Genomic DNA, 13,661 nt, shown 5'->3' on the forward strand with positions numbered 1-13,661 from the left:
GTCGTCGTCGAACGGACGTCGCCGAATAGACGTATCGACACTCGATTCGGATCCATGCCCGTCCATCCGAATTCCGATGGACTCCATCAGCGGCACCGCCTGGGGTGGGTACGTCCCAGGGGGTCGCGTGTGGCGATTCCGAAAAGGTGACGCATGTTCATCTTCAGTCGGGCGCCTACCGCCGGTAACCTCCGGCGCACCATCGTCGGGAGGATCAGGCATGCGACGGCGCACCCCACGAACCACCCAGCACAGAAGCTTCCGCAGAACTCTCCAGCACACGGCCGCCACCGCGGTGTTCGTCCTCGCTGCGGGGCTGTTGTCCCCGGCCGGCGAGGCGTCCGCCGCGGAGCCGGCACCGGCGCCCGACTACTGCGCCGGCCGGTGCGCGGACATCCTGCCGCCCGGCGCGAACGGCAACGCCACGCTGGCCGAGATTCTCGGCCACCGTCTCTTCGGCACCCAGCCCGCCCACGCAGACGATCAACTCGGCCCCTACGACGCGCTCTCGGCCGGGTACCCGTCCCTGACGGACGACACCCTCACCCAGTTCTTCAACGACTCCTCCTTCGGGGTCCCCGATGGTCAGGTCGGTTCCGTCACGCGCCCCCGCGACGATGTGACGATCACCCGTGACAAGAAGAACGGTGTACCCCACGTCAAAGGTTCCACGCGTTACGGAACAGAGTTCGGCGCCGGCTACGCCGCAGGTCAGGACCGCCTCTGGCTGATCGACCTGTTCCGGCACATCGGCCGGGGCGAGCTCACGTCGTTCGCGGGCGGCGCCCTCGCCAATCAAGGACTCGAGCAGGAGTTCTGGCCGCAGGCCCCGTACACCGAGCAGGACCTGGAGCAGCAGGTCGAGTACATCAGGACCACGCAGGGCGCCCGCGGCAAGCAGGCCATGGACGACGCGCAGGCCTATATCGACGGGCTCAACGCCTATCGCGAGAAGTCGAAGAACGGCCGTTACTTCCCCGGCGAGTACGTCCTCACCGGCAAGATCGACGCGATCACGAACGTGGGCGAGATCCAGCCGTTCAAGGTGACCGACATGATCGCGCTCGCCTCGGTCGTCGGCGGCCTCTTCGGGGGCGGCGGCGGGGGAGAGGTCGGCCAGGCCCTCTCCCTCCTGTCGGCGCAGCAGAAGTACGGCGTCGAGCGGGGCACCGAGGTCTGGGAGTCCTTCCGGGGGCGCGACGACCCCGAGGCCGTGGCGACCATCCACGACGGCACGAGCTTCCCCTACGGGGCCAAGCCGAAGAACCCGCGCGGGGAGGCGCTGCCCGACAAGGGCACCGTCGAGAGCGAACCGCTCGTCTACGACCGGGAGGGCTCGGCCAAGCCGGCCGAGGCGGGGCGCAAGACCCCCGTCAAGGCACCGGCGAAGCTCAAGCCGCTCCAGGGCATGTATGACAAGGGCGTGCTGCCCGCGGACACGTTCCGCAACTCCGACTCGAAGAAGGGCATGTCCAACGCCCTCCTTGTCTCCGGGAAGCACACCGCGTCCGGCCACCCGGTCGCCGTCTTCGGCCCGCAGACCGGGTACTTCGCCCCGCAGCTGCTGATGATGCAGGAGCTCCAGGGTCCGGGCATCAGCGCGCGCGGCGTCTCGTTCGCGGGCGTCGGCATGTACATCCAGCTCGGCCGCGGCCAGGACTACGCCTGGTCGGCGACCTCGGCGGGCCAGGACATCACGGACACGTACGCCGTGCAGCTGTGCGAGCCGGGCGGTGGCACCCCCACCAAGGAGTCCACCAACTACCTGTACCGCGGCACCTGCACGCCCATGGAGAAGCTGGAGAAGAAGAACGCCTGGAAGCCGACGCTCGCCGACTCCACGGCGGCCGGCTCATACCGGATGCAGGTCTTCCGCACGAAGTACGGCATCGTCACGCACCGCGCGACGGTCGACGGCAAGCCCGTCGCGTACACCTCACTGCGCTCGACGTACCGGCACGAGGCCGACTCCATCATCGGCTTCCAGATGCTGAACGACCCGTCGTACGTCAAGGACGCCGCGACCTTCGAGAGGGCGGCGCAGCACATCAGCTACGCCTTCAACTGGTTCTACGCCGACTCGCGCGACATCGCGTACTACAACAGCGGCGCCAACCCGGTGCGGGCCGACGACGTCGACGCCTCCTTCCCGGTGAAGGCCGAGAAGGCTTACGAGTGGCGGGACTTCGACCCGGTGGACAACACGGCCGCGTACACCCCGCCGTCCCAGCACCCGAACTCCGTCGACCAGGACTACTACATCTCCTGGAACAACAAGCAGGCCAAGGGGTTCGGCGCCGCCAACTTCAGTCTCGGCGCCGTACACCGCGCGAATCTGCTCGACGACCGGGTGAAGAAGCTCACGGCCGAGGGCGGCGTCACCAGGGCCTCGCTCACCCAGGCCATGGAGGAAGCCGCGCTCACGGATCTGCGGGGTGAGCAGGTGCTGCCCGAGATCCTCAAGGTCGTGCGCAGCAAGCCCGTGGACGACCCGGCCCTGAACAAGGCCGTGCAGCAGCTGGAGGCCTGGCGCAAGGCGGGCGCCCAGCGCAACCAGACCTCGGCCGGCTCGCACACGTACGCGCACCCGGACGCCGTACGCATCATGGACGCCTGGTGGCCGCTGCTGGTGAAGGCCGAGTTCGAACCCGGTCTCGGAGGCGACCTGTACGGGGCGCTCACCGGCCAGCTGACCGTCGACGAGTCGCCGTCCGCGGGCCACGGCCCGACCGGGGCGCACGCGGGATCGGCCTTCCAGTACGGCTGGTGGGGCTACGTCGACAAGGACCTGCGCACGGTCCTCGGGCAGCCGGTGAAGGGCAAGCTCGGCGCCGCCTACTGCGGCGGCGGCAAGCTCGACGCCTGCCGCGACGCCCTGCTCGCCACGCTCGTGCAGGCGGTCGCCAAGCCCGCCGCCGAGGTCTACCCCGGCGACGACGCGTGCAAGGCCGGCGACCAGTGGTGCTCGGACACGATCATCCACCGGGCCCTCGGCGGCATCACGCACCGCGGGATCCAGTGGCAGAACCGTCCGACGTACCAGCAGGTCGTCGAATTCCCGGCGCACCGGCCGTAGCCGACCGCTTCCATGGGGCACGCGCGCGCGTGCCCCATGGAAGGTCAGCCGACGGTCAGCCGAGTTCGCGCTCCCGCGTCTCCGGCAGGGCGAGGACACAGAGCAGGGAGACGACGGCCATGGCGCTGACGTACCAGCCCACCGAGGCCGAGCCGAACTCGCCCTGGAGCCGCGTCGCCACGAGCGGAGCCACCGCGCCGCCGAGCACGCCGCCCAGGTTGTACGCGAACGACGCCCCGGAGTAGCGCACGCGCACCCCGAACAGCTCCGGCAGATACGCGCCCATCGGCCCGTACACGACACCCATGCAGAACAGCGCGCCGCCCAGGGCGAGCGCGATCAGCACGGGCTGCTCGGTGTCCATCAGCGGGAAGAGGACCAGACCCCAGACCACCGCGAGTCCGGCGCCGGCCAGCACCAGCTTGCGGCGCCCGCCCGCGTCGGAGCGGGTCGCGGCCAGCCAGGTGCCCGCCGCGAGGAAGAGGCAGGCGACGAGCGAGACCGCGAGCATCGTGTTGCGCGGGACGCCGAGGGTCGTCGTGCCGTAGGCGAGGCAGTACGTGGTCGCGGTGTAGAAGAGCCCGTACGCGACGACCATGCCGCCCGCGCCGAGCAGGATCTCGCGGGGGTGCCGCTTGAAGACCTCCAGCGCAGGCGCCTTGCTCGCCTCCTGCTCCTTCATCACCTTGGCGAACACCGGCGTCTCACTGATCTTCAGCCGCACGAAGAGGCCGACGGCGACCAGCAGGAAGGAGAGCAGGAACGGCACGCGCCAGCCCCAGGAGTGGAACGCCTCGTCGTCGAGCGTCGTCGACAGGATCCAGAAGATGCCGGTCGCCGCGAAGAAGCCCACGGACGGGCCGAGTTGGGGGAACGCCGCGAACAGCCCGCGCTTGCCGCGCGGCGCGTGTTCCACGGCGAGCAGCGCGGCCCCGCCCCACTCGCCGCCGAGGCCCACGCCCTGGAGGAAGCGCAGCAGGACGAGCAGCACCGGCGCCCACACGCCCAAGGTGCCGTACCCGGGCAGCAGGCCGACGCACGCCGTCGACAGGCCCATCAGGAGCAGCGAGGCGACGAGTACGGACTTGCGGCCGACGCGGTCGCCGAAGTGGCCGAACAGGAGCGAGCCGATGGGGCGGGCCGCGAAGGCCACGGCGTACGTCGAGAAGGACGCGAGGGTGGCGTTGAGGGAGGAGAGGTTCGGGAAGAACGCGTCGTTGAGGACGAGGGCGGCGGCCGTTCCGTAGACGTAGAAGTCGTAGAACTCGATCGCGGTCCCGATGAAACTGGCGACGGCCACGCGGCGCAGGCTCTCGGGGTTGTCCCCGTCAGAATCCGCGCCGGTGACCGTGTCCTGCCTGGTGGAGTCGTCTTTGAGCACGTACTGCACTGTGGTTGTGCGTGTACATGGCAGTCAATACGCGGAATGGGTCGTCCCGTATCGCGAGACGTCACGGGACGACAGTCCTATTTGTGCGCCCTTACTGGTACGCCTGTACGCCCTTACTTGTAGGCCAGGTAGCGGCTGCGGACCGCCCGGAACGCCGCCAGTTCGCCCTGCCAGGCCGCGACCACCTCGTCCGTGGACGCCCCGGCGTCGATCATCGTCCGCACCTGGGTGGACCCCGTGAGCTTGTCGATCCAGTTGTCCGAGCGCCACGCGAAGCCGCTCCAGGACTTCTTCGCCGTCACCAGGAGCGCGATGCCGGTACGAACGGGGTCGTACGCGGCCCGGTCCCTGACGTGGATCTGTACCCCGCCGATCGTCTTGCCCTGGAACTTGGAGAACGTCGGCGCGAAGTACGCCTCGCGGAAGTCCACGCCGGGCAGGCGGAGTTCATTGGCGGCGGCCGCCCAGCGCCCGTCGACGTCCTCGGCGCCGAGCAGTTCGAAGGGGCGGGTCGTACCGCGGCCCTCGGAGAGGTTCGTGCCCTCGAACAGGCAGGTCCCCGAGTAGACGAGCGCGGTGTCGGGCGTCGGCATGTTCGGGCTCGGCGGCACCCACGGCAGCCCCGACGCGTCGTAGAAGTCGCGCCGCTTCCACCCCGTCATCCGGACCGTCTCCAGCTCGACGGGCTTCGCCAGGTACTCGCCGTTGAACAGGCGCGCCAGTTCCGTGACCGTCATTCCGTGGGCCTGGGAGATCTCGCGGCGGCCGACGAACGTCGCGAACTCCTTGTGCAGGACGGGCCCGTAGGCGTTCCGGCCGGTCACCGGGTTCGGGCGGTCGAGCACCACGAACTTCTTGCCCGCGAGCTGCGCGGCCTCCATGCAGTCGTAGAGCGTCCAGATGTACGTGTAGAAGCGGGCGCCCGCGTCCTGGATGTCGAAGACGACCGTGTCGACACCGGACGCGGTGAAGATGTCCGCCAGCGCCTGCCCGCTCTTCAAGTAGGTGTCGTAGACCGGCAGTCCGGTCGCCGGGTCGTCGTAGCGCCCCTCCGAGCCGCCGGCCTGCGCCGTGCCGCGGAAGCCGTGCTCGGGCCCGAACACCGCGGTCAGCTTCACCCGTTCGTCGGCGTGCATCACGTCGACGATGTGCTTGACGTCGCGTGTGACGCCGGTCGGGTTCGTCACGAAGCCGACCTTCTGCCCGGCGAGGATCCGGTATCCGTCGGCCGCGAGCCGCTCGAAACCGGTGCGGAGCCGGCCGCCGTCCTTCTCCGCGGCGAGCGCGGGGGACGCCGCGCCCGTCGTCGCGGCCACCGCCGAGGCGGTGGTGGCGGCGAGCAGGCTCCGTCTGGACACGTTCATGTGGTGACCTCCGTGATCGCGGAAGCTGGCATGTGCACGCACGCTAGCGCGCGCCGTGCTCCCGCGGAACGAAGCCGGCCGCCGACACCCCTTCCGTTGAGCTGACCGACTGCTTAGTCTGTGACCGATGTCGAGTCAAGGGAGACCGATGGTGGACAGCCTGCACGGCACGGGGGTCGTCGTCACCGGCGCGGGAGGCGGCATCGGAGCCGCACTCGCCCGCCGCTTCGCCGCTTCGGGAGCGCGCGTCGTCGTGAACGACCTGGACGCGGGGAAGGCCAAGGCGGTCGCGGACGAGATCGGCGCCAGAGCGGTCCCGGGCGACGCCTCCGCGATCGTGCCCGAGGCGTTGGACGCCCTGGACGGCACCGTCGACGTCTACTGCGCCAACGCGGGGCTCGCCTCCGGCGGCACCGAGGACGCCGACGAGCAGATCTGGGCCGACGCCTGGGACGTCAACGTCATGGCCCACGTCCGTGCCGCGAAGGCCCTGCTGCCCGGCTGGCTGGAGCGCGGCAGCGGCCGCTTCGTCTCCACCGTCTCCGCGGCGGGACTGCTCACGATGGTCGGCGCCGCGCCCTACAGCGTCACCAAGCACGGCGCGTACGCCTTCGCCGAATGGCTCTCCCTCACCTACGGCCACCGCGGGCTCAAGGTCCACGCGATCTGCCCCCAGGGCGTGCGTACGGACATGCTCACCGCCGCCGGATCGGCCGGGGAACTCGTCCTCGCGCCGACCGCCATCGAGCCCGAGGACGTCGCCGACGCGCTCTTCGCCGGCATGGAGGAGGACCGCTTCCTGATCCTCCCGCACCCCGAGGTCGCCGGGTACTACGCGGCCAGGGCCGCGACGCCCGACCGTTGGCTGTCGAACATGAACCACATCCAGCAGAAGTGGGAGGCCGCACAGAAGTGAGCTCCTCGATCTACGCGGCCAAGCCCTGGCTCGGCCGGCTCTCCGAGGCACAGCGGGCCCCGGTCACCCCGGCCGACTCCGTGCTGCACGCCTTCCGCGCCGCGGCCCGCACCGCCCCCGACCGCACCGCCGTCGCCTACTTCGACGGCCGCCTCAGCTACCGGGAGCTCGACGAGCTCAGCGACTCCGTCGCCGGGCACCTCGCCGCGCGCGGTCTCGAGCGCGGCGACCGCGCCGCCCTCATGCTGCAGAACTCCCCGCACTTCGTGATCGGCCTGCTCGCCGCCTACAAGGCGGGCGCCACCGTCGTCCCGGTCAACCCGATGTACAAGTCGGGCGAGGTCACCCACGTCCTGCACGACGCCGACGTCACCGCCCTGATCTGCTCGGACCGGGCCTGGGACACGTATCTGCGGGAGACCGCCGCGGATTCTCCCGTACGGATCGTGCTCACCGCCTGCGAGCTGGACCTCCAGACGCGCGGCGACGAGCGCGTCCTGAAGTTCGAGCGCGTCGAGCCGCGGGCCGAGGACGCCGACGACCTCCTGACGGTCGCCCGGCAGGGCCACGCGGCGCCCGAAGGCCGCGCCCCGGGCCCGGACGACATCGCGCTCATCAGCTACACCTCCGGCACCAGCGGCACGCCCAAGGGCGCCACGAACCTGCACCGCAACATCACGTACAACGCCGAGCGCCAGCGCACCGGACTCGGCATCCCCGAGGGCGGCACGTACTTCGGGCTCGCGCCGCTCTTCCACATCACCGGCATGGTCTGCGAGCTGGTCTCCTCCTTCGCGAACACGGGCACCCTCGTCCTCGCGTACCGCTTCGAGGCCGGCGTCGTCCTGGACGCGTTCGCCGAGCACCGGCCCGCCTACACCGTGGGCCCCTCGACCGCGTTCATGGCGCTCGCCGCGCACCCGGCCGCGACCCGCGAGCACTTCGCGTCCTTCCAGTCGATCTCGTCCGGCGGCGCGCCGGTGCCGCCCGCCCTCGTGGAGAAGTTCCGGGCCGGCTTCGGCCCCTACATCCACAACGGCTACGGCCTCACCGAGTGCACCGCCCCCTGCGCCTCCGTGCCGCCCGGCATGGAAGCCCCCGTCGACCCCGTCTCCGGCACCCTCGCCGTCGGCGTCCCGGGGCCCGAGAGCGTCGTGCGGATCGTGGACGACCTCGGGCAGGAGGTGCCCTTCGGCGAGCAGGGCGAGATCGCCGTCCGCGGTCCCCAGGTCGTGCCCGGCTACTGGAAGCGCCCCGACGCCACCGCCGAGTCCTTCCCCGACGGCGAACTGCGCACCGGCGACATCGGCTTCATGGACGCGAACGGCTGGCTCTACGTTGTCGACCGCAAGAAGGACATGATCAACGCGTCCGGCTTCAAGGTCTGGCCCCGCGAGGTCGAGGATGTCCTGTACACCCACGAGGCCGTGCGCGAGGCAGCCGTCGTGGGTGTCCCCGACCCCTATCGCGGTGAGACGGTCAGGGCGTACGTGAGCCTGCGCCCGGGAGCCTCGGTGGGCCCGGACGAGCTGTCCGCCTACTGCAAGGAACGGCTCGCCGCGTACAAATACCCGCGCGAGGTGGAGATCCTGCCCGAGCTGCCGAAGACGACGAGTGGGAAGATCCTCCGGCGGGAACTGCGTTCCCGTACACAGAACAGCTGATCGCAGGAGAAAGGCAGGTGGCGGCAGTGCCCAGGACGTCGGACGGAGACGGTACGCCCGTCCCTCAGAGGCTGCTCGCCGCCGCCACCCGGCTCTTCGCCGAGCGCGGTTACGACCGCACCTCGGTCCAGGAGATCGTCGAGGCGGCCGGTGTCACCAAGGGCGCGCTCTACCACTACTTCGGCTCGAAGGACGACCTGCTGCACGAGGTGTACGCGCGCGTGCTCCGCGTGCAGCAGGAGCGCCTCGACGCGTTCGCGGACGCCGACGCGCCGGTGGAGCAGCGGCTGCGCGACGCCGCCGCGGACGTGGTCGTCACGACCATCGAGAACCTCGACGACGCGTCGATCTTCTTCCGCTCCCTGCAGCACCTCAGCCCGGAGAAGAACAAGCAGGTACGGGCCGAACGAAGGCGCTACCACGAGCGGTTCAGGGCCCTGATCGAGGAGGGCCAGCGGTCCGGCGTGTTCTCCACGGCCACGCCCGCCGACCTGGTGGTCGACTACCACTTCGGGTCCGTGCACCACCTCTCCACCTGGTACCGCCCGGGGGGTCCGCTCGGCCCGCAGGAGGTCGCGGACCACCTCGCGGACCTGCTGCTGCGCGCACTGCGTCCCTGACGCAGCGCACGCTCCGACACAGCCGGAGGGCCCCCGCACTCACACCGAGTGCGGGGGCCCTTCGCCGTCAGGCCGTCAGGCCGTCACGGTGTCACCGCGTCACAGGTACTTCTTCAGCTCGCGCCGGGCCAGCGAGCGCTGGTGGACCTCGTCGGGGCCGTCCGCGAGGCGCAGGGTGCGCGCGCCCGCCCACAGTTCGGCCAGTGGGAAGTCCTGGCTGACGCCGCCCGCTCCGTGCAGCTGCACGGCCTGGTCGATGATGTCGACGACGGTGCGCGGGGTGGCGATCTTGATGGACTGGATCTCCGTGTGGGCGCCCTTGTTGCCGACGGTGTCCATCAGCCAGGCGGTCTTGAGGACGAGCAGGCGCAGCTGCTCCACCGCGACCCGCGCGTCCGCGATCCACTGCTGTACGACGCCCTGCTGGGCCAGCGGCTTGCCGAAGGCCGTACGGGCCACGGCTCGCTTGCACATCAGCTCGATGGCCCGCTCGGCCATGCCGATCAGGCGCATGCAGTGGTGGATACGGCCCGGACCGAGCCGCGCCTGGGCGATGGCGAAGCCGCCGCCCTCCTCGCCGATCAGGTTGCCGACGGGGACGTGGACGTGGTCGAAGACGACCTCGGCGTGACCGCCGTGGTAGTGGTCCTCGTACCCGTACACCTGCATGGCGCGCCGGATCTCGAGGCCGGGGGTGTCGCGGGGGACGAGCACCATGGACTGCTGGCGGCGGATGTCGGCGCCCTCGGGGTCCGTCTTGCCCATCACGATGAAGATCTTGCAGTCCGGGTTCATCGCCCCGGAGATGTACCACTTGCGGCCGGTGATGACGTACTCGGAGCCGTCGGCGGAGCGCTCGATGAGCGTGGTGATGTTCGTGGCGTCCGAGGAGGCCACCTCGGGCTCGGTCATCGCGAACGCCGAACGGATCTCACCGGCGAGCAGCGGCTCCAGCCACTGCTTCTGCTGGTGCTCGTCGCCGAACTGGGACAGCACCTCCATGTTGCCGGTGTCGGGGGCCGCGCAGTTCAGGGCCGTGGGCGCCAACTGCGGGCTGCGGCCGGTGATCTCGGCCAGCGGCGCGTACTGGAGGTTGGTCAGCCCGGCGCCGTGCTCCGCGTCGGGCAGGAAGAGGTTCCACAGCCCCTGCCGCCTGGCCTCGGCCTTCAGCTCCTCGACGACGGCCGGGGTGTCCCACGGGGAGGCGAGCTGCGCGCGCTGCTCGTGCGCGACGGCCTCGGCCGGGTACACGTGCTCGTCCATGAAGGCGAGGAGTTTGGCCCGCAGTTCCTCGGTGCGTGCGTCGAATGCGAAGTCCATTGCGGGTCAGCCTTTCTGAAGGGTCGTCAGGCCGTGGTCGATGAAGACGGGCACGAGCTCACCGATGCGGTCGAAGCCGGCGCCGACGGTCTGGCCGAGGGTGTAGCGGTAGTGGATGCCTTCGAGGATCACGGCGAGCTTGAACCAGGCGAAGGCCGTGTACCAGGAGACGGCGGAGACGTCGCGCCCCGAGCGCGCGGCGTACCGCTCGACGATCTCGGCGGGGTCGGGGTGCCCGGCGGCCGCGGCGGTCGTGGAGACGGGGGAGTCGGGCAGGTCCAGCTTCGCGCTGTACATCACCAGCAGGCCCAGGTCGGTGAGCGGGTCACCGAGCGTGGACATCTCCCAGTCGAGGACCGCCTTGATCCGGTCGACGCCGTCGGCGTCCTCGTTGATCAGGACGTTGTCGAGGCGGTAGTCGCCGTGCACGAGCGTGGGCGTGGGCGAGGCGGGAAGCGAGCGGCCGAGCGCGGCGTGCAACTCGTCGACACCGGCCAGCTCGCGGTTCCTGGAGGCGTCGAGCTGCTTGCCCCAGCGCCGCAGCTGCCGGTCGAGGAACCCGTCGGGCCGCCCGAAGTCCGCGAGGCCCACCTCGGCGGGGTCCACGGCGTGCAGGTCGACGAGGGTGTCCACGAGGGCGAGCACGGCGGCGCGGGTGCGCTCGGGGCCCAGCTGTGCGAGCTGGTCGGCCGTGCGGTACGGCGTGCCCGTCACGTACTCCATCACGTAGAACGGCGCGCCGAGCACGCTGTCGTCCTCGCACAGCAGCAGCGCCTCGGGCACCGGCACGGAGGTCGGGTGCAGGGCGCTGATCACCCGGTGCTCGCGCTTCATGTCGTGCGCGGTGGCGAGTACGTGACCCAGTGGCGGGCGCCGGACCACCCAGGTCGACGAGCCGTCGCCGACGAGGTACGTGAGGTTCGACCGGCCGCCCTCGACGATCCGCCCGGACAGCGGACCGGCCACGAGCCCCGGGCGCTCCCGGTCGAGGTGGCCGCGCAGCTGGTCGAGATCGAGACCTGGGGGGTGGCCGGCATTCATCGAATGTCCTCCGGAGGCAGTGTGAAGCAGTGTCGCCTCACATGATGCCGACCGGTCGGTATGTCGTCTAGAGCAGGGGCCGAACGTGATCCATCTCGTACGTTACTGCCCGTGTGCGGGCGATGCGGGTGCGTCCGGCGAGAACGCCGGCCGCACCCCGCGCGGCCGCAGGTCCGTCAGTGGTCGTCCCAGTGACCGTCGTGCTCCGCGTGCCGGTGGCCGTCGTGGACGTAGTCGACGTGATCGCCGTGCGTGACGGCCTCGTGCCCGCACTGCCGGCCGTGCTGGTGCTCGTGGCCCTGGTGCGTGGTGTGGGCGCCGGGCTCGCACTCGTCCCAGTGGCCGTTGTGCTCCGCGTGGAGATGCCCCTCGTGCGCGTAGTCGACGTGGTCGCCGTGCGGGACCGCGGTGTGGCCGCAGCCCTCACCGTGGGCGTGCTCGTGGGCGGGGTGTTCCTGGTGGAGAGTGGTCATGGATTCAGGCTAGCCGGAAATGCCCGGATCACTCCGCTATGGAACGCTTGTGCCTGTTCCTGTGACCTTCGCGAGGAGTGCGTCGGATGAAGGCGATCAGCTACAGCGGCTACGGCGGTCCCGAGGTACTCGAGTACGGCGAGGTGCGTGACCCCAAGGTCGGGCCCGACTCCGTCCTGGTGAAGGTCAGGGCCGCGGCGGTGAACCCCGTCGACTGGAAGGCCCGCGAGGGCTACCTGGCCCCGGCGCTCGACGCCGTCTTCCCGGTGATCCCCGGCTGGGACGTGTCCGGCGTCGTGGTCCAACCCGGCGCCTCCGTCACGGAGTTCGCCACCGGCGACGAGGTGATCGGCTACGTACGCGAGGACTTCCTCTCCCGTGGGACCTTCGCCGAGTACGTCGCCGCGCCCGTGCGGACCCTGGCGCGCAAGCCGCGGAACCTCACCTACGAGGAGGCCGCCGGGCTGCCGCTCGCCGGGCTCACCGCCTACCAGGTCCTGACCGGCGCCCTGGCCGTGCAGGAGGGCGACGTGGTGCTCGTCCACGCGGCGGCCGGCGGCGTCGGGTCGATCGCGGTGCAGCTGAGCCGCCACCTCGGTGCCCGCGTCATCGGCACGGCGAGCGAACGCAACCACGACTTCCTGCGGGAGCTGGGCGCCGAACCGGTCACGTACGGGGAAGGGCTCGCCGAACGCGTGCGGGCCCTCGCGCCGGAGGGCGTGGACGCCGTGTTCGACACGGTGGGCGGAGAGGCCCTGAAGGTGTCCGCGGACCTGCTGGCGCCGGGCGGCCGGATCGCGTCCATCGCCGATGCGTCGGTCGTCGACCTGGGCGGGCGCTACGTCTTCGTGCGCCCCGACGCCGCCGACCTCACGCGCCTCGCGGACCTCGCGGAACAGGACGTCATCACGGTGCACGTCGACGAGACGTTCCCGCTGGAGCGGACCGCCGACGCTCAGCGGCTGAGCGCCGAGGGCCGCACCAGGGGCAAGATCGTGGTCACTGTGCCGTGGCCCGACTGACGGGCAGGCATCGGCGCGGGCCCCCGTCACACCACCAGCGCCGCGGCGAACGCGGCCAGCGCCACAGAGCAGGCCACCGCCACGACGGCCGCGGGCGGGGTCAGCGCGGGCGGCCGGGCCTCGTGCAGCGCCAGATCGCGGATACGGCGGTGCGCCACCGCCAAAAACCCCAGCCACGCCAGGAAGCACAGGGCCGCGCCCAGCACGCCGAGGGTGTCCGCGCCGCCGCTCAGTGTCGTCTTGGCGGCGAGGATCGCCGCCACGGTGCAGGACAGCGTCGTCCGCCGCCAGGCGAGCCGCGTCCGCGCGGGCTGGAGCCCGGGATCGCGCCGGGGCGCTCCTCCGTCGCCGGCCGGCGACGGCCCCGGGCCGCTCACCCCGCCCACCCGGCCAGCACGACCACCACCATCGCGACGGCCACCAGCGCCACGACCACGCTCAACAGCGCCGGGAACCGCGAGACGGGCAGATCCTCGCCCCGCCGCATCGCCCGCTCGCAGCGCACCCAGTGGCTGACGGCCCGCAGGGAGCACAGGGCGCCCGCCGCGAGCAGCGCGAGCGCGAGACCGGCCCGCCAGGCCCAGCGCAGGTCCGGCAGGAACTGGTCCACGGCGAACCCGCCGCCGATCAGCGCGAGCGCCGTGCGCAGCCAGGCCAGGAACGTGCGCTCGTTGGCCAGTGAGAAGCGGTAGTCGGGTGTCTCGCCGTCCTCCCGGACCCGCTCGGGCGCGAACCAGAGGCGGACACTGCGCACAAATTCGATCACGGGGCGACC

At 71.0% G+C, this 13,661-nt stretch carries 12 protein-coding genes; 5 read left to right on the plus strand and 7 right to left on the minus strand.

What is annotated here, in order from left to right; all coding sequences use genetic code 11:
* Positions 1-220: 220 nt before the first annotated feature.
* Positions 221-3,076, plus strand: coding sequence for a penicillin acylase family protein (locus tag AC07EJ_RS32425; RefSeq protein ID WP_389483711.1), 2,856 nt, complete (start codon positions 221-223; stop codon positions 3,074-3,076).
* Positions 3,077-3,131: 55 nt separating this feature from the next.
* Here the strand turns inward: AC07EJ_RS32425 and AC07EJ_RS32430 are convergent, their stop codons facing one another.
* Positions 3,132-4,385: an MFS transporter gene (locus tag AC07EJ_RS32430; protein ID WP_389483769.1), complete on the minus strand. Its 1,254-nt coding sequence runs from the start codon at positions 4,383-4,385 to the stop codon at positions 3,132-3,134.
* A 194-nt stretch (positions 4,386-4,579) separates the two neighbouring features.
* Positions 4,580-5,830 (minus strand): exo-beta-N-acetylmuramidase NamZ family protein, encoded by a 1,251-nt coding sequence (locus AC07EJ_RS32435; protein ID WP_389483709.1) that lies wholly within the window; start codon positions 5,828-5,830, stop codon positions 4,580-4,582.
* Between the two features lie 148 nt (positions 5,831-5,978).
* On the opposite strand from AC07EJ_RS32435, the gene AC07EJ_RS32440 reads away from it, so the two are divergent.
* Genes AC07EJ_RS32440 through AC07EJ_RS32450 form a run of 3 tightly spaced genes read left to right on the plus strand, consistent with a single transcriptional unit; the run spans position 5,979 to position 9,030 of the window.
* Complete coding sequence (locus AC07EJ_RS32440) at positions 5,979-6,746, plus strand: SDR family oxidoreductase (protein WP_393587274.1); 768 nt, start codon at positions 5,979-5,981, stop codon at positions 6,744-6,746.
* Positions 6,743-8,410, plus strand: a complete 1,668-nt coding sequence (locus AC07EJ_RS32445) for a class I adenylate-forming enzyme family protein (RefSeq protein ID WP_478885615.1) — start codon at positions 6,743-6,745, stop codon at positions 8,408-8,410. Before AC07EJ_RS32440 ends, AC07EJ_RS32445 begins: the two co-directional genes overlap by 4 nt.
* Before the next feature lie 26 nt (positions 8,411-8,436).
* Positions 8,437-9,030 carry a TetR/AcrR family transcriptional regulator gene (locus AC07EJ_RS32450; RefSeq protein ID WP_362908820.1) on the plus strand — a complete coding sequence of 198 codons (594 nt, stop codon included), beginning with the start codon at positions 8,437-8,439 and terminating at the stop codon, positions 9,028-9,030.
* Between the two features lie 99 nt (positions 9,031-9,129).
* Here AC07EJ_RS32450 and AC07EJ_RS32455 read toward each other — a convergent pair whose 3' ends face one another.
* The 3 genes from AC07EJ_RS32455 to AC07EJ_RS32465 form a co-directional block, all read right to left on the minus strand.
* Complete coding sequence (locus tag AC07EJ_RS32455; RefSeq protein WP_393587272.1) at positions 9,130-10,350, minus strand: acyl-CoA dehydrogenase family protein; 1,221 nt, start codon at positions 10,348-10,350, stop codon at positions 9,130-9,132.
* Positions 10,351-10,356: 6 nt separating this feature from the next.
* Positions 10,357-11,391, minus strand: a complete 1,035-nt coding sequence (locus AC07EJ_RS32460; protein WP_478885616.1) for a phosphotransferase family protein — start codon at positions 11,389-11,391, stop codon at positions 10,357-10,359.
* Between the two features lie 176 nt (positions 11,392-11,567).
* Positions 11,568-11,864: a hypothetical protein gene (locus AC07EJ_RS32465; protein WP_389483698.1), complete on the minus strand. Its 297-nt coding sequence runs from the start codon at positions 11,862-11,864 to the stop codon at positions 11,568-11,570.
* 86 nt (positions 11,865-11,950) lie between these two features.
* On the opposite strand from AC07EJ_RS32465, the gene AC07EJ_RS32470 reads away from it, so the two are divergent.
* Positions 11,951-12,886, plus strand: a complete 936-nt coding sequence (locus AC07EJ_RS32470) for an NADP-dependent oxidoreductase (RefSeq protein WP_478885617.1) — start codon at positions 11,951-11,953, stop codon at positions 12,884-12,886.
* 26 nt (positions 12,887-12,912) lie between these two features.
* Here AC07EJ_RS32470 and AC07EJ_RS32475 read toward each other — a convergent pair whose 3' ends face one another.
* Positions 12,913-13,263 (minus strand): DUF202 domain-containing protein, encoded by a 351-nt coding sequence (locus AC07EJ_RS32475; RefSeq protein WP_478885618.1) that lies wholly within the window; start codon positions 13,261-13,263, stop codon positions 12,913-12,915.
* Positions 13,260-13,652, minus strand: a complete 393-nt coding sequence (locus tag AC07EJ_RS32480; protein ID WP_100598136.1) for a YidH family protein — start codon at positions 13,650-13,652, stop codon at positions 13,260-13,262. The genes AC07EJ_RS32475 and AC07EJ_RS32480 overlap by 4 nt, the downstream gene beginning before the upstream one ends.
* Between the last annotated feature and the right edge of the window lie 9 nt (positions 13,653-13,661).

This window comes from Streptomyces sp. NPDC045026, assembly GCF_056432625.1.